Origin of the sequence: Streptomyces sp. N50, assembly GCF_033335955.1 — a bacterium.
Taxonomy (GTDB): Bacteria; Actinomycetota; Actinomycetes; order Streptomycetales; family Streptomycetaceae; genus Streptomyces.
This window is the reverse complement of record NZ_CP137549.1, coordinates 892,877-914,326: the sequence shown is the minus strand read 5'-3', so window position 1 is coordinate 914,326 and position 21,450 is coordinate 892,877. Positions and strand designations below refer to the sequence as shown.

At 71.0% G+C, this 21,450-nt stretch carries 19 protein-coding genes and 1 pseudogene; 4 read left to right on the top strand and 16 right to left on the bottom strand.

Annotated elements, in window-relative coordinates; genetic code table 11:
- The first annotated feature begins 23 nt into the window (after positions 1–23).
- Positions 24–572: a hypothetical protein gene (locus tag R2B38_RS03755; RefSeq protein ID WP_318014940.1), complete on the top strand. Its 549-nt coding sequence runs from the start codon at positions 24–26 to the stop codon at positions 570–572.
- Here the strand turns inward: R2B38_RS03755 and R2B38_RS03750 are convergent.
- The 11 genes and pseudogenes from R2B38_RS03750 to R2B38_RS03700 all read right to left on the bottom strand — a co-directional run.
- A pseudogene (locus R2B38_RS03750) lies at positions 505–806 on the bottom strand (DUF4326 domain-containing protein); the annotation flags it as partial. The gene R2B38_RS03755 and the pseudogene R2B38_RS03750 sit on opposite strands and share 68 nt — an antisense overlap.
- Positions 807–836: 30 nt before the next feature.
- Positions 837–1,646, bottom strand: coding sequence for a class I SAM-dependent methyltransferase (locus tag R2B38_RS03745; RefSeq protein WP_318014939.1), 810 nt, complete (start codon positions 1,644–1,646; stop codon positions 837–839).
- A complete protein-coding gene (locus tag R2B38_RS03740; protein ID WP_318014938.1) occupies positions 1,643–2,665 on the bottom strand; it encodes an aminotransferase class I/II-fold pyridoxal phosphate-dependent enzyme in 1,023 nt (340 codons plus the stop codon). The genes R2B38_RS03745 and R2B38_RS03740 overlap by 4 nt, the downstream gene beginning before the upstream one ends.
- Positions 2,662–4,002, bottom strand: a complete 1,341-nt coding sequence (locus R2B38_RS03735) for a radical SAM protein (RefSeq protein WP_318014937.1) — start codon at positions 4,000–4,002, stop codon at positions 2,662–2,664. The genes R2B38_RS03740 and R2B38_RS03735 overlap by 4 nt, the downstream gene beginning before the upstream one ends.
- A gap of 288 nt (positions 4,003–4,290) precedes the next feature.
- The gene (locus R2B38_RS03730) at positions 4,291–5,130 is read right to left on the bottom strand and encodes an SGNH/GDSL hydrolase family protein (protein ID WP_318014936.1); all 840 of its coding nucleotides are present in this window, start codon (positions 5,128–5,130) and stop codon (positions 4,291–4,293) included.
- Between the two features lie 608 nt (positions 5,131–5,738).
- Complete coding sequence (locus R2B38_RS03725; protein WP_318014935.1) at positions 5,739–6,752, bottom strand: hemolysin family protein; 1,014 nt, start codon at positions 6,750–6,752, stop codon at positions 5,739–5,741.
- Positions 6,749–8,119: a hemolysin family protein gene (locus R2B38_RS03720; RefSeq protein WP_318014934.1), complete on the bottom strand. Its 1,371-nt coding sequence runs from the start codon at positions 8,117–8,119 to the stop codon at positions 6,749–6,751. The genes R2B38_RS03725 and R2B38_RS03720 overlap by 4 nt, the downstream gene beginning before the upstream one ends.
- A gap of 156 nt (positions 8,120–8,275) precedes the next feature.
- Positions 8,276–8,701, bottom strand: a complete 426-nt coding sequence (locus tag R2B38_RS03715; RefSeq protein ID WP_318014933.1) for a GNAT family N-acetyltransferase — start codon at positions 8,699–8,701, stop codon at positions 8,276–8,278.
- Complete coding sequence (locus R2B38_RS03710; protein ID WP_318014932.1) at positions 8,694–9,605, bottom strand: LLM class F420-dependent oxidoreductase; 912 nt, start codon at positions 9,603–9,605, stop codon at positions 8,694–8,696. Before R2B38_RS03710 ends, R2B38_RS03715 begins: the two co-directional genes overlap by 8 nt.
- A 46-nt stretch (positions 9,606–9,651) precedes the next feature.
- Entirely contained in the window at positions 9,652–12,222 is a 2,571-nt protein-coding gene (locus R2B38_RS03705) for an ABC transporter permease (protein WP_318014931.1), read from the bottom strand.
- A 4-nt stretch (positions 12,223–12,226) separates the two neighbouring features.
- Positions 12,227–13,111, bottom strand: a complete 885-nt coding sequence (locus R2B38_RS03700) for an ABC transporter ATP-binding protein (RefSeq protein ID WP_318014930.1) — start codon at positions 13,109–13,111, stop codon at positions 12,227–12,229.
- A gap of 222 nt (positions 13,112–13,333) precedes the next feature.
- On the opposite strand from R2B38_RS03700, the gene R2B38_RS03695 reads away from it, so the two are divergent.
- Complete coding sequence (locus tag R2B38_RS03695; protein ID WP_033278219.1) at positions 13,334–13,573, top strand: hypothetical protein; 240 nt, start codon at positions 13,334–13,336, stop codon at positions 13,571–13,573.
- Between the two features lie 4 nt (positions 13,574–13,577).
- On the top strand, positions 13,578–13,952 hold the full coding sequence (locus R2B38_RS03690; protein WP_033278220.1) for a hypothetical protein: 375 nt from the start codon (positions 13,578–13,580) through the stop codon (positions 13,950–13,952).
- Here R2B38_RS03690 and R2B38_RS03685 read toward each other — a convergent pair whose 3' ends face one another.
- The gene (locus tag R2B38_RS03685) at positions 13,953–14,639 is read right to left on the bottom strand and encodes a class I SAM-dependent methyltransferase (RefSeq protein WP_318014929.1); all 687 of its coding nucleotides are present in this window, start codon (positions 14,637–14,639) and stop codon (positions 13,953–13,955) included.
- Between the two features lie 95 nt (positions 14,640–14,734).
- Positions 14,735–15,421, bottom strand: a complete 687-nt coding sequence (locus R2B38_RS03680) for a triacylglycerol lipase (RefSeq protein WP_318014928.1) — start codon at positions 15,419–15,421, stop codon at positions 14,735–14,737.
- 115 nt (positions 15,422–15,536) lie between these two features.
- Between R2B38_RS03680 and R2B38_RS03675 the strand changes: the two genes are divergently transcribed.
- Positions 15,537–18,053, top strand: coding sequence for a helix-turn-helix transcriptional regulator (locus R2B38_RS03675; protein ID WP_318014927.1), 2,517 nt, complete (start codon positions 15,537–15,539; stop codon positions 18,051–18,053).
- A 23-nt stretch (positions 18,054–18,076) separates the two neighbouring features.
- On the opposite strand, the gene bioD is transcribed toward R2B38_RS03675, so the two are convergent.
- The 3 genes from bioD to bioB are packed head-to-tail and all read right to left on the bottom strand — an operon-like array spanning position 18,077 to position 21,336.
- Positions 18,077–18,799, bottom strand: a complete 723-nt coding sequence (bioD, locus tag R2B38_RS03670) for a dethiobiotin synthase (protein ID WP_318014926.1) — start codon at positions 18,797–18,799, stop codon at positions 18,077–18,079.
- 1 nt (position 18,800) lies between these two features.
- Complete coding sequence (locus R2B38_RS03665; protein WP_318014925.1) at positions 18,801–20,093, bottom strand: adenosylmethionine--8-amino-7-oxononanoate transaminase; 1,293 nt, start codon at positions 20,091–20,093, stop codon at positions 18,801–18,803.
- Positions 20,086–21,336 carry a biotin synthase BioB gene (gene bioB / locus R2B38_RS03660; protein WP_318014924.1) on the bottom strand — a complete coding sequence of 417 codons (1,251 nt, stop codon included), beginning with the start codon at positions 21,334–21,336 and terminating at the stop codon, positions 20,086–20,088. The genes R2B38_RS03665 and bioB overlap by 8 nt, the downstream gene beginning before the upstream one ends.
- Positions 21,337–21,450 lie beyond the last annotated feature (114 nt).

Genomic DNA, 21,450 nt, shown 5'->3' with positions numbered 1-21,450 from the left:
ACGACCATCCCTGGGGGGGGACCATGACCGACACCAGCGTGCCGCCGATGCCTCCTGACGAACCGTCGCCACCGGCGAGGAAACCGCGCACCAACCTCGTCGTCATCGGCTCGGCCGCCGCGGTCATCGCCGCCGTCGTGGCCACCGGCGTCGTGGTCGTGCAGTCCAGGACCGACGAAGGCAGACCGGCCGCCACCGCCAAGGCGAACGCGCACGACGAGGACGCGGTCACCGCGGAGAAGCCGGATCCGGAGCCGACCTACAGCGAGGTCGACGCCGACAGTTTCACGATCGGGCTCAGGACCACCGCCCGGCAGTGCTTCGGGGCGGCGGGCTGCAACGTGACGGTCGAGCCGGACCTGACCTATCTGGGAGACAGCGAGGAGATCGATCCCGACGCCGTGTACGAGATCACCTACGAGATCCACGGTGATGAGTCCGGCCCGGTCATCGAGACGGCGGAGTTGTCGGACGGGACGAGCCTGAACTACACGCCGTCCGTGATCAGTACCGCTTCAGCGGACACGGAGGTGTCCGTGGAGATCGCGGACGTCTCGGTTCAGGGGGTATGAGGCCCCACAGGCCGAGACAGACCAATGGCGCACACCGGCAAGCCGGCACCCGTCCCGCAACGCCGGTACCAGCTCCAGCAGATAGGGCCGCTCCGGCAGATACGCCCGGTACTTCGCCATCACCTGCGCGCGCGTGCCTGCGCGGCGGCGCGTGGGGGTGTCGTAGGCGAAGGGGTTGTAGAGCGGGTGGTGGGGGAGGTCCCAGCCGCCGAGGGTCCGGCGGCGGCCTACGTAGGGTCGACTGGTCCGGAATGCGGTGCTGGACTAGCTCGGATGCGTGATCGGTACCGACGGCGGATCGTCGATCCGGCCGTCGGCGGTTTGGGAGTGGCAGAACAGGAGCTGCTTCGGCGAGGTGCTCGTGAACAGGGATTGATCGTAGTCCCCGTAGCGCTGCGCGACGTCGAGACCGGCCAGCCGGCAGAGCGCCAGGAGTTCCTCGGGAAAGAAGCAGCGCATGCTGACTTTCTTGGTGCGTACGCACACGCCGTCGCGCAGGTAGTCCAGCGTGAAGCGCAGCACTTGGGCGGCGGCGTCGTAGCTGGTCGTCGCTCGTACGTCGAGCCTCGCCCCGTCCCGGTCCGCGACCGACTTGTGGTGGTAGGGCGACTCGGGGAGCCGGCACAGCTTGGCCATGTCGGGGTTGAACACGTCCAGGATCAGGGTCCCACCTGGTCGCAGCACGTTGCGTGCCGAGGCGAGGAACGCGACCACGGAATCCAGGTCGTGCAGGTGCTGCATCGCGTTGGTTGCCGAGAACACCAGGGCGAAGCGCCTGTCGGAGCGGATGTCCCGGCAGTCCTGTTCCAGCCACTCGACCGGCAGTCGCTCGTCCTCGGCCCGCTGACGGGCCCGCGCAAGCATCGAGGGCATGATGTCAAGCCCTGTGACCTCGACACCTGCCCGGGCGATCGGCAGGGTGATGCGCCCGGTTCCGCAGGCCACCTCCAGGACCGGGCCGCCCGCCCGGACCGCTTGGCCGAGGAAGAACGGGATGTCGTGGGTGCGCGCGGTGAACTCCTGATCGTAGAAGTCCGCATCGTCGTACACGGCCAGGTCCTCCAGTGGCTTCATCGCGCCACCGTCGGCGTCGGCGTCGGGGCGAAAGCGTCGGCAAGGCTGGTCAGGATGGAGCCGGACCAACCGCTCTCCCCGAACACGTTGACCGGCATGGCGAGCACGCCGCACTCACGCTGGAGCGTCTCCGCCGGGATTTCGACCGGGAAGAAGTAGTTGCCGGGACACGTCCGGCTCGCCGTGGGAATCGCCCTGTGCACCTCGTCCGGCAACCGTTCGAACAACCGCTCAGCTCGTGCGGCCAGTTCGTCGACGACCTGCCGGGGCACGTCGCTGTGCTCGGTCAGCAGATGGTCGGCGAGCCTCAGCTGAGCCGGCGTCGGCGGATCCGCCCGGAACGCGTCGGCCAAGCCGGCGTGCGTCGGACCCAGCAGGACCACGCCGAACGTGCGTGGCCACAGCCATCCCTTGGTGACCGAATGCAGTAGGACCGCGCGACCGGTGTCCAGCAATCGCCGTGTGCCGGCAGCGAACGGGGCTCCCAGGTCGTAGACGCTGTCGATCAGCAGGCGGCGGCGTGGTGATTCCCGCAACCACGACATCACCGCGGCGCACTCGGCATCGGACAGGTATCGGCCGAGCGGCTTGCTGGGGTTGGCGAGCAGCAGGTATTCGGGCCGGTCGTCCGCCGGTGATCCCGGCAGGGCCGGCGCCGGTAGCGTCGGGTAGGACGCGGGCTCCAGGCCCGCCGCGCGGGCCAGCTCGAAGTACACCGGGTACACGTCGCTGGGCAGCCACAACCGCGCTTGCGCGGCGTGTAGCCAGTGGAACACCACACCGAGCCCGTGCCGGACCCCTCGACAGACCATGGCGTGGCCCGACCACTCTTCCGGCAGCTCGAAGCGCCGCAGCCAGGCACGGGCGAGATCGCACCGGTGCACCGTACTCATGTCGGTGGGCGGTTCCGGTCGCATCGGAGCAAGGGCCCGGTAGACGTTGGTCTCGGCGGCGTCCAGGAGCGACGGGGAAGCACTGAGCCGGCGCTGCCGGAATTCCTGGAACTCCTCGAACCTCATGCCGCTGCGCCTTCCGGCAGGATCTCGCTGGCCCGGTCTTCCAGGGAGGCGTAGCAGCGTCCGTCGGCCATGACGTTCCAGCTGCGGGCGATCCCGCTGGTGCGTTCCCAGAGCAGGCTGGGTTCGGTGTAGGCGGCGATCCGCAGCGGCCGTCCGTCCCAGCTGCCGTGGTAGACCGGCGCGCCCCAGGGCAGGCGGCTCGCCAGTTCGAAGCCGTGCTGCTCGGCGAAGCGGGTGACGACGGACAGCGACACCTGGTGCTCTCGGCTCCAGATGTTGGCGGCGCGGTCGAAGTAGAGCGACTCGGTGCTGGTGGATACGTAGAGCTCTTTGAAGCAGACTTCCTCGACACCGAGGGCCGCTGCCCACGAAAGGTAGTCGGCGACCTCGGCCGCGTCGGCGACGCCGCCGTGCTGGAGCACGCAGATCAGTCTCATCCGCAGCCCCGGCCAGCGGTCACGTTCCACGCGCCAGGTGTCGACGACCGAGCTCACCGGCGTGCGCAGCATCATCAGCCGCTCGTTGACGGCGTCGTCGTGATGGTGCCGGGAGACCGCCAGCACGCTCAGGCCCGCGGCGCTCAGGGCTGCGAGGCGGTCGGCCCGGTCGGCGTGCCGGCCTTTCGCCAGGGTGTGCGCGTTGGTGATCAGGACGACCTTCGGGAAGGCCGCCGAGCAGGCGGACACCAGTCGCAGCTGCTGTTCGAACGGTATGAGCGTGGGCTCCCCGCCGCCGGTGATCACCGCACGCTCGGCACCTGCCGCGCGGGCGCGCTCCAGCCAGTGGGCGACCGCGTCCCAAGGGACCCGTGCCGGCGCCTGGTCGCTGGAGATCGAGGCCGAGGAGAAGCAGAACGAACACCGGGCCTGGCAGGCGGAGGCGACCGGCAGAAGTGACACCGAGCGCGGTCGCGTGTCGGCGTAGCGACGCTGTGCCGATCCGTGCAGGTGCAGGGAGGCCGCCATCGCATCCTCGACGGTTGTCGGGCGCAGAGTGAACTCGTCGCCGACTGTGTCGAGTTCGTGGACTCCTGACAACCGGATGCGAGCCTCGTGAAGTTCCATGCCGAGACCGGTCGACAGGTTGGGCACCAACTTGGCGGGGTCCACCGTGGTTTCCAGCACCAGCAGCCGGTCGCCCGGAATGGCCAGACGGTCCAGCAGTCGTCGCGCCTTGCCGATGCCGATTCCCAACTCCGCACGGGTCAGCAGGTGGAACCGGTCGGGATAGGTACTCTCCGGAATCCCCGCCTTACCGTAAGCATTCGCGTACTTGTCGAAGCCCTTCGCGAAGTTCGACAGCACGATGACGTGGAAGCGCTGGTCGCCATGGTTCATCCCGTCATCATGCATGAGCGGGCCCAGGCGGCATGGGCCGAACTGCGGGCTGGACGCGGTGCCCCGATCCGATCAGTCGTGAACGACACGGCCAGCCCGGTGTGGCCGAGGGCCTGCCCTTCGTCCCCATCACCCGTCATCACTGTCGGCCCAGCGGATGGTCTGAGCTCACCCATGACGTCCCGCAACAACAACCGCCGGCCATGTGCGGGGAGGGAGGCGGCGCCCCGCGTTCAATCGGTGCGTGGCAGTTGGCAGTTGGCAGTTGGCAGTTGGCAGGGCTCCGGGTCAGGGCCCCACCTGTCGCCAGTCCGTCACAGGGCCAGGGTGTGTGTGGTCCACAGGGGTGACCCAAAAGGCTTTGCCCAGCTCAGCACTGAAGTGGGCGCCTGTCCGGCCGTCCCCCGAGGAGCGGCCGGTGAGGCGGCGGCCGATCCAGGGGAGGAGGTACTGGCGGGTGAAGCGGGCGTCCTCGACGCGGCGGGCGGTCCAGTTCGGGGGAGGGGTCGGCGGCATCGGTGTGCGCCACTCCGGGTCCTCCGCCTCGTAGCCGAGGGTCTGCCAGACCGCCTCGGCGACACGGCGGTGGCCCTCCTCCGTGAGGTGGAGGCGGTCGACGTCCCACGCGCGCGGGTCGGCGAGTGAGGGGGCGCCGTAGAGGTCGACGACGAGGGCGCCGTGGCGGGCGGCGAGGTCGTCGACGCAGGCGAAGAGTTCCTCCATGCGGGGGCGGAAGCGCTCCAGGACCGGGCCCTGGCGGCCGGGGCTGCGCATCAGCACCAGGTGCTTGCAGGCCGGGGTGAGGCGTTCGACGGCCTCCTCCAGCAGGGCGCGGACGCGGCCCATGTCGCACTTGGGGCGCAGGGTGTCGTTCAGGCCGCCGACCAGCGTGATCACGTCGGGCTGCATCGCGGCCGCCGGGCCGACCTGCTCGTCGACGATCTGCGCGATCAGCTTGCCGCGCACGGCGAGGTTGGCGTACCGGAAGCCGGGCGTCCGGGCGGCCATCCGGCCGGCGAGGAGGTCGGCCCAGCCCCGGTAGGTGCCGTCCGGAAGCCGGTCCGACATGCCCTCGGTGAAGGAGTCGCCGATCGCGACCAGGCTGGTGTGCGTGGGATTCGTCTGCATGGCGACGAAAATGATATCCCGCGTCCATACCCGCCGGTAGGTCGACCTGCACCGCGACCGGTCCGGCTTGTGCCGGCGGCCCGCCGGGGCCCCGATCCGCTGTCGGACGCGGGCTCACGAAGCCACTCGCCGGCCGGCTCGGCCGGCCGCCGGTCGGGAGTGAACCTGGGTCACCGGTCGGCAGGTTCCGACGTGTTCCGTATGGGGCTCGCGGGGGCGCGTAGCCGCTCGTCGGGCGGCTCGGCCGGCCGCCGGTCGGGAGTGAACCCGGGTCACCGGTCGGCAGGTTCCGACGTGTTCCGTATGGGGCTCGCGGGGGCGCGAAGCCACTTGCTGGGCGGCTCGGCCGGCCGCGGGTCGGGAGTGAACCTGGGTCACCGGTCGGCAGGTTCCGACGCGTTCCGTATGGGGCTCGGGGGCACGAAGCCACTCGCCGGGCGCTTGACCTGTCACCGGTCAGGACCGGGCCCGAGTCACCGGCCGAGCCCCGGCACGTCCCGCATGGGGTTCTTGGCTTGCCGCCTGCCCGTCGCGCACCGCATCACCGCCCGCCCCGGACCAGTCGCACGCCCGACGCCGCATCCCGGCCCGATCGCCCTCTCACTTCCTCACGCGCGCTGCCCGAACAACTCCCGCAGTACGTCCTCCATCGTGACCAGCCCCGTCAGCCGCCCCTCCTCGTCGAGGACCGCCGCGAGATGCGTCCGGCTGCTGCGCATCGCCGTGAGGACGTCGTCCAGCGGGGTGTCCTGCTTCACGTTCGCGATGGACCGCATGTCCTCCACCTTGAACGGCTCGTTGCGCGGCGAGGCGTCCAGCGCGTCCTTGACGTGCAGGTAGCCGATGATGCGGCGCTCGCCGTCCACCACCGGGAAGCGGGAGAAGCCGGACTCCGCCGACAGCACCTCCAGCTCGGCCGGGGTGATGCCCGCGACCACGTAGTCGACGCGTTCGAGGGGGAGTACGACATCCCGCACAGGCCTGCTGCCCAGCTCCAGCGCGTCGTTCAGCCGCTCCAGGGCCCGTTCGTCGATGAGCCCCGCCTCGCCCGAGTCCCGTACGATCCGGGCGAGTTCGGCGTCCGAGAAGGATGCGGTGACCTCGTCCTTGACCTCGACCCGCAGCAGCTTGAGCAGCGTGTTGGCGAACGTGTTGATCGTGAAGATCACCGGGCGCAGCGCCCGGGACAGCGTCACCAGCGGCGGTCCGAGGAGCAGCGCGCTGCGGACCGGCTCGGCCAGGGCGATGTTCTTCGGGACCATCTCGCCCAGCAGCATGTGCAGGTACGTCGCCGCTGCCAGCGCGATCACGAAGGACACCGCGTGCCCCGCGCCCTCCGGCACGCCGACCGCGTGGAACACCGGTTCCAGCAGATGGGCGATCGCCGGTTCCGCGACGATACCGAGCACCAGCGTGCACAGCGTGATGCCGAGCTGGGCCGCGGCCATCAACGCCGACACGTGCTGCAGTCCCCACAGCACGCTCTTGGCCCGCCGGTCGCCCTGCTCGGCGTGCGGTTCGATCTGGCTGCGGCGTACCGAGATCAACGCGAACTCGGCGGCCACGAAGAAGGCGTTGACGACCAGCGTCGCCAACCCGATCAGCAGTTGTACGGCGGTCACAGCTCCCCCTTCGCGGAGTCGGAACCGGTGTCGGAACCGGAATCGGAATCGGAGCCGGTCTTGTCGAGCGGCGCGTGCAGCAGCAGCCGCGCGGCCCGCCGCCCCGACGCGTCCACCACGTCGATCCGCCAACCGGCGACCTCGACGACGTCCCCGACCTCCGGAATCCGCCCCAACTCGGTGGCGACCAGCCCTGCCAACGTCTCGTACGGCCCCTCCGGCGCCCGCAGACCCACGCGCGCGAGCTGGTCCATACGAGCGGCGCCGTCCGCCGAGTACAGCGTGCGGCCGTCGTCGTCCGCCCCGGCCGGGGCCAGGTCGGGCGTCTCGTGCGGGTCGTGCTCGTCCCGCACCTCGCCCACGACCTCCTCGACGATGTCCTCAAGGGTCGCGACCCCCGCCGTACCGCCGTACTCGTCGATGACGACGGCCATCGTGCGCTTGCCCGACAGCCGGTCCAGGAGGCGGTCCACGGTCAGGGACTCCGGGACGAGGAGGGGTTCGCGCATCACCTCGGAGAGGGGGAAGCGGGCCCGCCGGTCGGCCGGAACGGCCAGTACGTCCTTGATGTGGACCGTGCCGACGACCTCGTCGAGGTTGCCGCGGAAGACCGGGAACCGGGACAGCCCGGTCGCCCGGGTCGCGTTCGCCACGTCCTCGCAGGTCGCCTGGGCGTCGAGGGCGACGACCTGGACGCGGGGCGTCATCACGTTCTCCGCGGTGAGGTCGGCGAGGTTGAGGGTCCGGACGAACAGCTCCGCCGTGTCCGGTTCCAGCGCGCCCGCCTTCGCGGAGTGCCGGGCCAGCGCGGCCAGCTCCTGCGGCCCGCGCGCGGAGGCCAGCTCCTCGGCCGGCTCCAGGCCGAAGGCCCGCACCACATGGTTGGCCGTGTTGTTCAGGTGGCTGATGAACGGGCGGAACGCGGCACTGAACCACCGCTGCGCGTTCCCCACCCGCTTCGCGACGCTGAGCGGCGAGGAGATCGCCCAGTTCTTGGGCACCAGCTCGCCCACGACCATCAGGAACACCGTCGACAGCGCCGTACCCAGCACCAGCGCGACGGACCGCGACGCGGAGTGCGAGATGCCCAGCGATTCCAGCGGGCCCGCGATCAGCGCGGCGATCGACGGCTCGGAGAGCATGCCGACGACCAGGTTCGTGACGGTGATGCCGAGCTGCGCCCCGGAGAGCTGGAACGTCAGATTGCGTACGGCCTTCAGGGCACCCGCGGCGCCCCGCTCGCCGCGCTCGACCGCGCGCTCCAGCTCGCCGCGCTCGACGGTGGTCAGCGAGAACTCGGCCGCGACGAAGGCACCACAGGCGAGCGACAGCAGGATCGCCACCAGCAGTAGCAGCACTTCGGTCATCGGGTCACCTCCGTCCCATGATCGGACAGGGCAGGGAGGTTCGCGCGATGTCGCGCGCCGGGACTGGGAGGCTCGCCCATGGGCGGACGCTCACACCTTTCGAAAAGATTCAGAAGTTCGGAGTGGTCCGCCAATAGTAAAGGACGGGCAAAGCGATCAGGTGGTGAGGTGCTTCACCCACCGTCGCCACTGCTCCTCGGGTGCGTACCCCGCCGCGCGCCACGCATGCTGCCCGGTCTCGTTGCGCTCCAGCACCATCGCGTCCCCGCGGCGCCCGCCCAGCGCCACGAACCGCTCCTCGGCCGCGCTGAGCAGCGCCGAGCCGATGCCCTGCCGGCGGTGCTCCGGGTGCACGGCCAGCCGGTAGAGGTGGCAGCGCCAGCCGTCGAAACCGGCGATCACGGACCCGACGAGCCGTCCGTCGCGTTCCGCGAGGATCAGCGCGTCCGGGTCCCTGGTGATCAGCCGGGCCACGCCGTCGCGGTCGTCACTGATGCTCGTGCCTTCGGCGGCCTCGCGCCAGAACGCCAGCACGGCGTCGATGTCGGACAGGGCCGCGCTGCGGATATGAAGATCACTCATGGGGAGAGCCAAGCAGAGGGTGGGCATGCGGGGCGACCGGGTTTCGCCGGAGTTCCGCCATGACCGGAGCGAATGCCTCCAGGTGCGGTTCCAGCACGGTGAGATAGGAGAACCCGTGCTGGTCGCGCAGCGCCCGCAGCTTCGCGGTGATCTGTTCCAGGGTGCCGATCAGCATCACGGGGAGATCGATGACCTGCTCCAGGGACAGGTCCGGTCGCCGGTCCAGCAGGGGCTTGAGCGCGCCCGCGGGGTCGTCGGTCACCGCCACCTGCTGGATCAGCAGGTTCAGTTCGGCGGGTTCCGTGCGGCCGGCCGCGAACTCCCGGTAGCGGGCGACCCGTTGACCGAACCCGGCGGCGTCGACCGGGGCCAGTTTGCCCGTCGTGCTGCCCGGCTCCAGGCTCGCCCCCGTGAACGCGGCGATGTCCGCGTGCGCGGCGGTCAGGCGCAGCATGCGGTCGCCGTTGCCGCCGAGCAGCAGCGGTACCCGGCACTCCGCGGCGTCCAGCAGCCGCTCCAACTCCTGGACCGTGTACCGCAGATGGTCCACCCGTTCGCGCGGCGATCCGAAGGGCAGCCCCGCCGTGTCGTGCTCCGCCCGCACATAGCCGGTACCCAGCCCGAGTTCGAGGCGTCCACCCGTCAGGTCGTTGGTCGTGGTCACCTCGCGGGCCAGCAAAGTCGGGTTCCAGAAGCCCGCGTTGAGCACGAACGTGCCCACCCGTGGCCGCTCGGTCGCCTCCGCCGCCGCGACCAGCGCCGGGAACGGCGCGACCATGCCCAGATGATCGGGGACCAGGATCACGTCGTAGCCGAGTTCCTCGGCCCGTCCGCACTTGGCGCGCCACTCGTCGGCGGGCGCGGACGTGAGCAGACTGACCCCGAAGCGGAACGGGCGCGGCATGAACTCTCCTCCACGGAAGGCGACTTGAGTGTCCACCGCGATTCCATCACTCGTGTGCGATCGCCGCCAGCACGTTCATGCGCGACGCGCGCAGCGCCGGCAGCAGTGCCGCCACGATGCCGACGATCGCCGAGCCGATCACCACCGCGACGATCGTGGTCCAGGGAATCGCGAGCGCCTTCATGCCCTGGAGGGCCAGGACCTGCTGCGCGCAGACGCCCCACACCAGGCCGAGCCCGAGCCCGAGCACCGCGCCGAACACGGCGATCACCACCGACTCCAGGCGGATCATCCGCCGCAGTTGGCGTCGGCCGAGGCCGATTGCGCGGAGCAGGCCGATCTCGCGGGTGCGCTCCACGACCGACAGGGCAAGGGTGTTGACCACCCCGAGCACCGCGATGACGATGGCCAGCCCGAGCAGCGCGTAGACGAGATAGAGCAGTACGGCGATCTGGTCGTGGACGAGCTTCTTGTAGTCGGCCTGGTCGCGGACCTGGACCTGCGGATAGGGCTTCAGCGTCGTCTCAAGGGACTTGCGGAGCTGGTCGGCGCCGGTGCCGGACGCGGCGTTCACGTAGAGCGAGGAGTCCTGGCCGTTCGGGACGTACTTCTCGACCGTGGCGATCCCGAAGAACAGCCCGCCCTGCGTCCCGAAACCGCCCGAGGAACCCTGGTCGCTGAGAGCGCCCACCGTCAGCTTCGTGGTGCGGCCGCCCGGGAACTCGACGGGGAGCACACTGCCGATCCGTACACCGTGCTTCTTCGCGAAGTCGGCCTCCATCGCGAGGTGTCCGGCCGCGAGCGCCGAACTCGTGCTGCCCTGCGCGTACTTGATGTGGGCGACGTCGTCGAGCGGGGTGTCGTAACCGGCCGCCGTCGTCTCCACCCGTTTGCCGTCCGGCAGTCGGACCGCGAGGGGCGCGAAGCGGGCCCGTACGACGAGACCGACGCCCTCGGTCGCGCGCACGTGGTCCGTGACCTCCTTGGAGAACGGTAGGAAGTTGCCGTTCTGGATCACGAAGTCGGCGCCCAGGGTCTTGTCGATCTGCTGGTCGAAGGACTTGGACATGGACGCGCTCGCCACCGACATCCCGCCGACCAGCGCGAGCCCCACCATCAGGGCCGCCGCGGTGGCGCCCGTACGGCGCGGATTGCGCAGGGCGTTGCGCTGGCTCATCCGGCCGACCGAGCCGAACAGGGCCGGGAAGGCGCCGCCCAGCACCCGGATCATCGGGCGGACCAGCAGCGGGCCCGCGATCACGGTCGCGATGAGGGTGAGGACGATGCCGAGGCCAAGGAAGGAGGCGGAGGAGGCTGTCTTCGTCGCGGCGGCGCAACCCGCCAGCGCGGCCACACCGATCACCGCGACGATCGAGCCCACCACCGCGCGCACCCTCAACGGCCGCCCCACGCCCGCGACTTCGGCGTCCGCGAGAGCGGCCATCGGAGAGACGGTCGCCGCGCGCCGGGCCGGGAGATACGCGGCGACGAAGGTGACGCCGACCCCAACAACGTATGCCGCCACCGGAGTTGGCCAACCGACCACCATCTCCGTGGTCTTGAGGTTCATCCCGAACGCGGTCATCAGCTTGATCAGCCCGGCCGCGAGCCCGATCCCGGCCGCCAGCCCCAGAGTCGAGCCCACCAGCCCGAGCAGCAGCGCCTCGGTGAGCACCGACCGCCGCACCTGCTTGCGGTCGGCGCCCAGGGCGCGCAACAGGCCCAGTTCGCGGGTGCGTTGAGCGATCAGCATCGAGAACGTGTTGACGATCAGGAACACGCCGACGAGGACCGCGATGCCGGCGAATCCCAGCATCACGTACTTGATCACGTCGAGGAAGCCGCCGAGATCGGCTGCGGCCGACTTCGCCTGTTCGCTCGCGGTCTTGATGTCGTATGTGCCGGAGGAGTCGATCGCGGCGGTCACCCGCTGCTTGAGTACGGCGTCGTCGACACCCTTGGCCGCGTCCACCGAGATGCTCGTGGCGCGGTCGGAGGCGCCCAGCAGCTGGGACTTCGCGGTGGCGGGGTCGAGGAAGACCAGTGCGGCGCCGGGGTTGGTGGTGGTGAAGGTGGCGATGCCGACGATCGTGACGTGGAAGGTGCCCGGCTGCGCCTGGACCGCCAGCGTGTCACCGATCTTCACGTGCTTGTTGTCGGCGGTGTCCGCGTCCAGGAGGGCCTCGTCGGCGCCCTGCGGGGCGTGGCCGGAGGTCAGCTTCACCGGGCTGCGGTCGGTGAGGTACCAGTCGGTGGCGATGGTCGGGGCGCCGGTGGTCGGGCCGACGGACTTGTTCCTGCTGTCGACGACCACGATGTTCTCGACGGAGACGTCGGCGTGGGTCGAGGCGACCCCGGCGACCTTCGCGACCTGCCCGGCGAGCGAGGCGGGCACGGTCTCGGTCGCGCCGGTCGGCACCGAGGACTTGAGGTCCTGCTTCGGCTCCACGGTCACGTCGGCGGACGTGGACGCGAAGAGCCGGTCGAAGGTGCGGGTCACCGTGTCGGAGAAGATCAGACTGCCGGCGACGAACGCCACCGACAGCACGACGGCGAGCGCGGAGAGCAGCAGCCGTCCCTTGTGCGCGAGGAAGCTCCGGAGGGTCGCCTTCAGCACGGGTTCAGTCCTTGTCGAGGGTGACGTCGGTCGAGTCGTCGGAGGGACGGGCCCCGGGGTCGGCATCGGGACCGTCGAACTGGCCCCTCGTCAGGTCGAGGCCGGGGGTCTGGGGGTTTCCCCCGGGAAAGAGGCGCATCCGCTCCAGCACGCCCTCCGCCGTGGGCCGCTCCATCTCGTCCACGATCCGGCCGTCACCGAGGAAGAGCACCAGGTCGGAGTGGGCGGCGGCGCCCGGGTCGTGGGTGACCATGACGACGGTCTGCCCGAGATCGTCGACGGCGTCGCGCAGGAAGCCGAGCACCTCCAGACCCGCCCGTGAGTCGAGGTTGCCGGTCGGCTCGTCCGCGAAGATCAGCTCGGGGCGGGAGGCGAGCGCCCGCGCGCAGGCCACGCGCTGCTGCTGGCCGCCGGAGAGCTGGGACGGCCGGTGCTTGAGCCGGTCCCGCAGTCCGAGCGTGTCGATGACCTGGTCCAGCCACTTCTGGTCCGGCTTCTGGCCGGCGATGTCCATGGGCAGCGTGATGTTCTCGGCCGCGTTGAGGGTCGGGATCAGGTTGAACGACTGGAACATGAACCCGATCCGGTCCCGGCGCAGCCGCGTCAGCTCGCGGTCCTTCAGCCCCGTGATCTCGGTGTCGCCGAGCCACACCTGTCCGGCCGAGACGGTGTCGAGCCCCGCCAGGCAGTGCATCAGCGTGGACTTCCCGGACCCCGACGGACCCATCACCGCGGTGAAACGGCCCCGCGCGATGTCCACGTCCACCGAGTCCAGGGCGAGCACGGTCGTCTCGCCCGAGCCGTACGCCTTGGTCAGACCGCGGGCGCGGGCCGCGATCCCGCCGGCCGATGCCTGACCCGGGACGTGCTGCGCAGCAGATGTGGACAAGACGGCCCCCTGGGATTCCTTCGCTCGTCGTCTTCGCTCGCTGTCGTTCCGGCGCCTTCGCCGCGGGGCGAGCCTAGTGTGACGCGCCGCACACCCGATATCCCCCGTGCGACCGAGGCGGTCTCCATCCCAGGTCGGGCCCCCGATACCGGTGTAAGGGGCACTCTCCACCCAGTGGACGAGCCCTTGCCGGTGCTAGCGATACAGCGCTAGCGTCTAGGTATGGCGAAGACCCAGCTGAACGTACGCGTGGACGAAGGCACCGCCCGCGCGGCCCGTGAACGTGCCCTGGCGCGTGGCATGAGCGTCAACCGCTACATAGAGGAACTGGTCAGACAGGACACCGGTGAGGTCGGCCACACCTTCGTCGAGGCCGCGGCCGACTTCATGAAGCAGTACGAGTCCGTCTTCGCCGACGAGTTCGGCGCCGACGGGAAGAGCACCCGCGAAGGTCGCCGCTGATCCCTTGAACAACCTCAGGATCGACCTCGCCTGGCTGCTGATGCTCGCCGAACACAACACACCCGGGGACCCCCAGGTCACCGACTGGGGCGCGCTCGTCGCCGCCGTAGCGCGCCACCAGGCCGACATATTCGACGTCCCCGTCTACGACAGCCCGCACGCACGCGCCGCCGCCTTACTCCAACTCCTCATCCACGTCCCCGCGTTGGAGCGCTCCAACGCCCTCTTCGCCTCGGCTGTCGCCTACGCCTACCTCGTCGCCAGCGGCCTGAAGGTCGTCACCTCGCCCGAACAGGTCCGCGATCTGGCCCAGTTGGTCAAGAGCGGCGAGGCGTCGGTCGACGAGATCGCGCACGAACTGCGCCAGTGGAGCCTGTGATCAGTCGGCTGCCTCAGGGCGCCACGCGGTGCCCAGGACGCAGTACGAGGACGGCAGCGTGGGCCCCTTCTCGGGGATCAACACCCGCCGGTACGGCCCGAGTTCGAACCCGGCGTCGCGCAGCGCGGCCACCGGGTCGCGGGCCAGATGGCAGCCGCCGTTCAGCGGCGGCCACACCGTGCGGTCCAGGGCCCGCTGGGTGAACACCATCGCCGGTCCGCCGCCCCGGCCGTGCTCGAAGAACCGTACGATTCCACCGGGTCGCAGCACCCGCCGTACCTCCGCGAGCGCCCTCGGCACGTCGCGCACGCTGCACAGCACCAGGGACAGGACGACCGCGTCGAAGGCCTCGCTCTTCACGGGCAGCTTCTCGGCCGCGCCCGGCACCACGTCGACGGGGACGTCGGAGCGGAGGGCGGACTCCACGGCGAGCTGCCGCAGCGTCCGCTCGGGCTCGATCGCGACGACCTCCGAGACGGCGCTCGAATAGTGCGCGAAGTTCAGGCCGTTCCCGGCGCCGATCTCGATCACCCGCCCGGAGAGCCCGGCGAGCAGCCGGTCCCGCATCCCGGCGAGACCGAACCGCGACTCGGCGCTCACGCTGAAACGGGCGTAGTAGCGGGCGAACAGCGGGTGGTGGACGGCGTCCCGCGGCACTGTGCCGGAGCCTGCGGACCGTAGCGGCATGGCGACCTCCCGGGCCGGACCGGGCCGAAACCGGTCCCTACCGGGATTGTCCCCCCTGCCGCCCTTGACCACCCCCGCTGCCGCACTGGGGTGGGTCAGGAGATGAAGGCGTGCACCTGCTCGTAGACGCCGTGGTCGTTGTTCATGTCGGTGTGCGAGATGCACCCGACGTCGACGTTGGTCGCGCCGCTCAGCTCGGCCGAGGTGTCCGGGTCGATCGCCGCGTCGCAGTCCGACCAGTAGGCCGCGTACGACACGCTCCCGGGCGTCTCGTCACCCGAGTTGAGCGCCGTGAGGAACGAACTCCCCGTCTGCATCTCCTTGCAGGACGTGTACAGCCAGCCGCACAGCGAGGCGATGCTCGTGCCGTGGTTCACTCCGGCGACCGACACGAAGTGGTCGACGTACGAGGTCCCGCCCAGGTTCTTGAGGTAGTAGCGGCTGTTGAGCGCACCCATGGAGTGGACCACCAGGTCGACCTTCGAGGCGCCTGTCTTGGAGAGGACGGACTGGATGTAGGTCGACAGTGTCGAAGCGGTCGTGACGTTCGACTTCGTCCAGTCGTAGGAGATCGCGTACAGCTCGGAGGACGAGTAGCCGTCCGCCTCGAAGTCCGCGATCCAGTCGTCCCAGCTGGTGGAGTCGCTGCTCAGACCGTGGACGAACACGATCGGATCGTGGCTCGCCGCGTGAGCGGGCGTCGAGGCCAGAGAGAGTGACAGAAGGAGCGAGGTGGTCACGGCCGACAGGGCCGCGGCGATGCGACGCTTGTGGCGCTGCATGATGCCTCCTGATACGGGTGGGGTTGTCAGGAGTGTCAGCGCGGGTCTACGCGCGCCGCATCGGCGAAATCGCCGGTCTTTACGGGTGAATTAACTCGCCAGTAACGTCAGTTGTGTGCTGACTCCGGTGAACCCCACTTCCCTAGACCGCACTTCGCCCCCGTCGCGCACCGACACGGCGCGAACCCTCGACCCCGCCCTCCCCGACGGGGTCCGCATCCGTATGCTCCGCGCGGTCTACGGCGATCCGCGCGCCGCCGCCGAACTCCTCCCGCGCCTGACCCCACGCCAGGCCGCCGGCCTCGACCCCCTCCCGACCGAACCGGCGTCCCTGGCACCGGAGTTGCTCACCCGGTACCGCCGGGAGATCCGCGCCCTGCCCGACGACACGCGGCTGCTGTTGCTGCTCGCGGCGGCGGACCAGTACCCGGTCGCCACGCACGCGTTCCTGCGGGCCGTCGCGGCTGGGCGGCTCGACACCAGACCCCTCGAAGCCGCCGAGACGGCCGGGGTGGCGCACGCGACGGCGGGCGGGGTCGTCTTCCGCGACGCGTGGACGAGGATCGCCGCGTACGAGACCGGGTCGGCGGCGGACCGGCGGGACGTACACCGGTTGCTGGCACGGGTGTTGCGCGCGGAGGGGGAGACACCGCGACGTTCCTGGCACCGGGGCGCGGGCGCGCTCGGCCCCAGCGTGCGGCTCAGCGCGGAACTCCGCACGGCCGCGCAACAGGCACGCGACGCCGGCGAACACCCCCTGGCCTGCGCCCTCGTGGAACGCGCCGCCGCGCTCTCCAGCGACCCGCGCGAACAGTCCCGCCTCCTCGACCGGGCCGCCGGTGACGCCTGGCAGTCCGGGGAGGGAGACCGGGCGCGAAGACTCGCGGCCGCGACGGACAGCGACGCGTTGAACGGGGTGTTCGCCCTGCGGGCGGGGAACGCGGCCGAGGCGTTCGACGCGCTGCTGATGGCGGTGGCGCGGTGGGAGGTCGGGGAGTCCGCGGCTTCCTTGAGCGAGGCATCCCGGTCGGCCGAGGTGACACGAGTGAGCGAGGTGACACGAGTGACTGAGGCATCCCGGTCGACCGACGAGGCAACCCGGTCGGCCGTGACCCCGCGAACGGCCACGTCCCGGTCGATCGATGAGGCAACCCGGTCGGCCGCGACTCCGCGAACGGCCACGTCCCGGTCGATCGATGAGGCAACCCGGTCGGCCGCAACCCCGGGAACGGCCACGCCTCCGTCTACCGCGGTACCCCGAACGACCAGGACGCCCCGCATCGCCATCACCGCCGTACCCCGAACTCCCGTCGCCCACCACGCCGTTCACCTCCTCGCCCGGGCCACTGAAGCCGCCGTCTACACCGGGGACCTGAGACGGTGCCGGGAGGCGGCTGCGGTGGCCTCCCGGGTGGGGATCGTGCCGCACGGGACGTTGGGGGGACTGGCTGCCGCGTTCGAGGGGCGGTACGAGGACGCGCGGGATCTGCTCAAGGCCGCCGCCGGGCGCTGCGGACCCGGGGGCGACCCCACCCTCCTCATCCACGCCGGGATCGCCGCGTTGATGCTCGGTGACCACACCCGTGCCACCACCGCCACCGTGCGGGCGGCGGCCTCGGCGCGGGCGCGGGGGGCGACCGTGGTCGTGGCGCAGGCGATGGAGTTCCGGGCGTACGCCGAGTTCTGGACCGGGCATCCGCGGGCCGCCGAGACGGCCGTGGCCGACGCCCTGTGGCAGGCACACGCCACCGGGCAGGACAACGGAGCCTGCCATCTGCAGGCAGCGCTCGCCATGTTCGCGGCGCTCACCGGGGACGGCGATGTCTGCCGGGAACGTGCCGCCGCCGCCCGCTCGTACGCCCTCGGCCGGGGCCTGGGACTGCCGGCCGCCCTCGCCCAATGGGCGCTCGCCTACCTGGACTTGAGCAGTGGCCGCTTCGCCGCCGCCGCGGCCCGGCTGCGCGCGCTCGCCGGCTTCGGCCCGGGCCACGGCCACCGGGCGATACGGCACCTCGCCACCCCGCACTACGTCGAGGCCGCCGTCCGCAGCGGCGACACCCGGATCGCCCGTGCCGCACACGCCGACTACGACCGCTGGGCCCGTGCCGTGCGCAGCCCCGACGACCTTGCCCTGAGCGCCCGTTGCAGGGCCCTGCTCGCGCCCGGTGACGAATCCGTGGACCACTACCGCGTCGCCCTCGACCTCCACGCGCACGGCACCCGTGACTTCGAACGGGCCCGCACCGAGTTGCTGTTCGGCGGCGCCCTGCGCCGGTTGCGCCGCCGCACCGAGGCCCGTGACCGCCTGCACACCTCGCTGGAGGCCTTCGAGTCCTTCGGCGCCCCGCACTGCGCCGCCCAGGCCCGCGCCGAACTCCGCGCCCTCGGCACCCCGGTGACCGCGACGGTCCTCCCCACACCGGGTGCCCTCGACCCGACCACCCGCCTGACCGCCCAGCAACTCATGGTCGCCCGCATGGCGGCCGACGGCGCCACCAACCGCGAGATCGCCGTCCGCCTCGCCCTCAGCCCCCGCACCATCGACCACCATCTACGGGGCGTCTTCAGCCGGTTGGGCATCCGGTCGCGCATTGAACTGGTACGGCTGCTGGCGGAAGGGGAGGCCTCCTAGACGGCGCCGGTCGAGCGGGAGTCTCAGGTCGGCGGAGCCTCCCGCTCCCCGAACTCCTCGGCATCCCACGCCCCGTCGAGCCGCGGCGCCAGCCAACTCGCGGCCGCGGCACGGAAGTCGGCGGGTGGCAGAGCACCGGCCCCCTCCGGCAACGCCCCGAGCAAGGGCGCCCCCGCCACCTCCGGCAGGTCGGCCACATTGCAACGCGACGCAAGATCAGGCGTGTTGGGCCAGCTGCCGATCACCACACCCAGCAACTCAAGCCCCTGGGAACGGAGTTCGCGAGCCGTCAGTTCCGTCGTGTTCAGGGTGCCAAGACCCGCCGACGCCACCACCAGGACCGGAGCGGCAAGCGACTTCGCCGCGTCCGCCAGCGTGCCGCCCTCCTCGTCGAACCGTACGAGCAGCCCGCCCGCGCCCTCGACCAGCACCAGGTCGTGCTCGGTGGCCAACTTCTGGGCGGCTTCGGCGATCTCGTGCGGGTGTACCGGCGCGAGACCGGCCCGGCGGGCGGCCGTGCCGGGGGCCAACGGCTCGGGATACCGGGCGAGTTCGGTCGCCGTGACCCCACCCGCGAGCCTCGCCACCTCGTCGGCGTCCCCGCGCTCGTCCGGCCGTAGACCCGTCTGCGCGGCCTTCAGGACGGCCACTGTGCGGCCGGCTGCCGTCGCCGCTGCGGCTACCGCGGCCGTGGTGATCGTCTTGCCGACCTCCGTGCCCGTGCCCGTGATCACCAGTACCGGCATGTCATCCCTCCCGTGCCGCCGCGCACACCGCGCGGGTGATCCGCGCGAGGTCGGCGTCGCCCGTGACGTACGGCGGCATCGTGTAGACGAGGTCGCGGAACGGCCGTAGCCACACGCCCTCGCGGACGGCCGCGTCCGTGGCGGCCTTCATGTCGATGGCGTGGTCGAGCTGGACCACGCCGATGGCGCCGAGGACGCGGACGTCCTGGACGCCGGGGATCTCCCGCGCCGGGGCCAGGCCCTCCCGCAGGCCCGTCTCGATGCGCTTGACCTCCGTCAACCAGTCCTGGTTCAGGAGGAGTTCGAGCGACGCGCAGGCCACGGCCGCCGCCAGCGGGTTGCCCATGAAGGTCGGGCCGTGGGCGAGGACCGGTACCTCGCCCCGCGAGATGCCCTCGGCCACGCGTGACGTGCACAGGCTCGCCGCCATCGTCATGTAGCCGCCGGTCAGCGCCTTGCCCACGCACATGACGTCGGGTGTGACGGCTGCGTGGTCCGCCGCGAACAAGGCTCCCGTGCGGCCGAAACCCGTCGCGATCTCGTCGAACACCAGCAGCACGTCATGCGCGTCGCACGCCTCGCGCAGCACGCGCAGATACGCGGGGGAGTGGAACCGCATCCCGCCCGCGCCCTGCACCACCGGCTCCACGATCACCGCGGCCAGTTCGTGCGCGTGCCGCTCGATCGCCGAGCGCAATCGGTCGGCGTACGACTCCTCGTGCTCGGCCGGAGGCGCGTCCACGAACACCTGCCGGGGCAGCACCCCCGACCACAGCTCGTGCATCCCGCCCTCGGGGTCGCACACCGACATCGGCTGCCAGGTGTCGCCGTGGTAGCCGCCGCGCCAGGTCAGCAGGCGCTGTTTCGCGGGGCGGCCGAGGGAGCGCCAGTACTGGAGGCACATCTTCACCGCGACCTCGACCGACACCGAGCCCGAGTCGGCCAGGAAGACGTGTTCCAGGCCGTCGGGTGACATGTCGACAAGGAGCTTCGCCAGCCGTACGGCGGGCTCGTGCGTGAGCCCGCCGAACATCACGTGGCTCATCCGGCCGAGCTGCTCGTGCGCGGCCTCGTTGAGCACGGGGTGGTTGTAGCCGTGGATCGCCGACCACCAGGACGACATCCCGTCGACCAACTCGCCCCCGCCGCCCGCCAGTCGGAGCCGCACCCCGCTCGCCGACTCCACGACGAGCGGGTCGACCCGGCCGGGCATCGGACCGTACGGATGCCAGACGTGCCGCCGGTCCAGCTCCAGCAGCTCCGGGACGGGCAGGCGGCCGGTCGGGTCAGGCATTGGGCGCGATGTCCGTTCCGGCACCTCGACGGCGTACGGAGACCAGGTCGCGGCGCACCTCGTCGGCCTGCGGCGCGGGGGCGGCCGTAGCCGCGGCGGCGGGAGCGGGAGCGGAACCGCAGACTCCGGCGCCCTCGTGCCCGCCGCAGCCCCCAGCGGCGCCCTCGTGGCCGCCGCAGCCGGCACCTTCGTGTGATCCGCAGCCCGCGTCCTCGTGCGAGCCGCAGCCGCCCGCCGTCGCCCGGTGCCGCGGCAGCGTCACCTCGCCCGCGCCCTCCACCTCGAAGCCCGCGTCCGCGATCATCTCCAGGTCGGCGTGGCCTGCCTGGCCCTCGGACGTCAGGTAGTCGCCGAGGAAGATCGAGTTGGCGAGGTTCAGGGCGAGGGGCTGCATCGTGCGCAGGTGGACCTCGCGGCCGCCCGCGATACGGACCTCGACGTCCGGGCAGACGAAGCGGACCATCGCGAGGATGCGCAGACAGCGCTGCGGGGTGAGGTGCCACTCGGCTTCGAGCGGGGTGCCCTCCATCGGGATCAGGAAGTTCACCGGCACCGAGTCGGGGTCCAGGTCGCGGAGGGAGAAGACGACGTCGACCAGGTCCTCGTCGCTCTCGCCCATGCCGGCGATCAGGCCGGAGCAGGCGGACAGGCCGGCCGCGTGCGCCTTCTGCACGGTGTCGACGCGGTCGGCGTAGGTGTGGGTGGTCGTGATGTCGCCGTACGTCGACTCGGACGTGTTGAGGTTGTGGTTGTAGGCGTCGGCGCCGGCCTCGCGCAGCCGGTCCGCCTGGCCGTCGGAGAGCAGGCCGAGGCAGGCGCACACCTCGACGCCCTCGTTCTGGTCCTTGATCGCCTTGATGGTGCCCGCGACCCGGTCCACGTCCCGGTCGGTCGGACCTCGGCCGGAGGCGACCAGGCAGACGCGCTTGGCACCTCCCGCCACACCGGCCGCGGCCGCCTTCGAGGCAGCGTCGGGTTTCAGCCACGTGTACTTCAGGATCTCGGCCTTGGAGCCGAGCCGCTGCGAGCAGTACGAGCAGTCCTCGGGGCACAGGCCGGACTTCAGGTTGACGAGGTAGTTGAGCTTCACCCGTCGGCCGAACCAGTGCCGGCGCACCTTTCCGGCCGCGGCCACGACATCCAGCAGGTCGTCGTCCGAGGTGGCGAGGACGGCGAGAGCTTCCGCGCGGGTCGGCAGCTCGCGCCGAAGCCCCTTGTCCACGAGCGTGTTCAGCAGGTCCATGAGATCCGATCCTGTCCTACGGGACCGCTTGCGGCCAAGGAGAGAATGCACAAGACATGGGGCTGGGCGTGTGGGTATCACCACACCATGGGGGGCTCGTCGTCCGATTAGTGT

Bases quoted from the DNA above. Each gene is read 5' to 3' on its own strand.
- R2B38_RS03665 (WP_318014925.1), bottom strand. From the start codon at position 20,093: ATGCCTGACCCGACCGGCCGCCTGCCCGTCCCGGAGCTGCTGGAGCTG.
- R2B38_RS03715 (WP_318014933.1), bottom strand. From the start codon at position 8,701: ATGAGTGATCTTCATATCCGCAGCGCGGCCCTGTCCGACATCGACGCC.
- R2B38_RS03755 (WP_318014940.1), top strand. From the start codon at position 24: ATGACCGACACCAGCGTGCCGCCGATGCCTCCTGACGAACCGTCGCCA.
- R2B38_RS03730 (WP_318014936.1), bottom strand. From the start codon at position 5,130: ATGCAGACGAATCCCACGCACACCAGCCTGGTCGCGATCGGCGACTCC.
- bioB (WP_318014924.1), bottom strand. From the start codon at position 21,336: ATGGACCTGCTGAACACGCTCGTGGACAAGGGGCTTCGGCGCGAGCTG.
- R2B38_RS03695 (WP_033278219.1), top strand. From the start codon at position 13,334: ATGGCGAAGACCCAGCTGAACGTACGCGTGGACGAAGGCACCGCCCGC.
- R2B38_RS03685 (WP_318014929.1), bottom strand. From the start codon at position 14,639: ATGCCGCTACGGTCCGCAGGCTCCGGCACAGTGCCGCGGGACGCCGTC.
- bioD (WP_318014926.1), bottom strand. From the start codon at position 18,799: ATGCCGGTACTGGTGATCACGGGCACGGGCACGGAGGTCGGCAAGACG.
- R2B38_RS03740 (WP_318014938.1), bottom strand. From the start codon at position 2,665: ATGAGGTTCGAGGAGTTCCAGGAATTCCGGCAGCGCCGGCTCAGTGCT.
- R2B38_RS03735 (WP_318014937.1), bottom strand. From the start codon at position 4,002: ATGAACCATGGCGACCAGCGCTTCCACGTCATCGTGCTGTCGAACTTC.
- R2B38_RS03680 (WP_318014928.1), bottom strand. From the start codon at position 15,421: ATGCAGCGCCACAAGCGTCGCATCGCCGCGGCCCTGTCGGCCGTGACC.
- R2B38_RS03720 (WP_318014934.1), bottom strand. From the start codon at position 8,119: ATGACCGAAGTGCTGCTACTGCTGGTGGCGATCCTGCTGTCGCTCGCC.
- R2B38_RS03745 (WP_318014939.1), bottom strand. From the start codon at position 1,646: ATGAAGCCACTGGAGGACCTGGCCGTGTACGACGATGCGGACTTCTAC.
- R2B38_RS03710 (WP_318014932.1), bottom strand. From the start codon at position 9,605: ATGCCGCGCCCGTTCCGCTTCGGGGTCAGTCTGCTCACGTCCGCGCCC.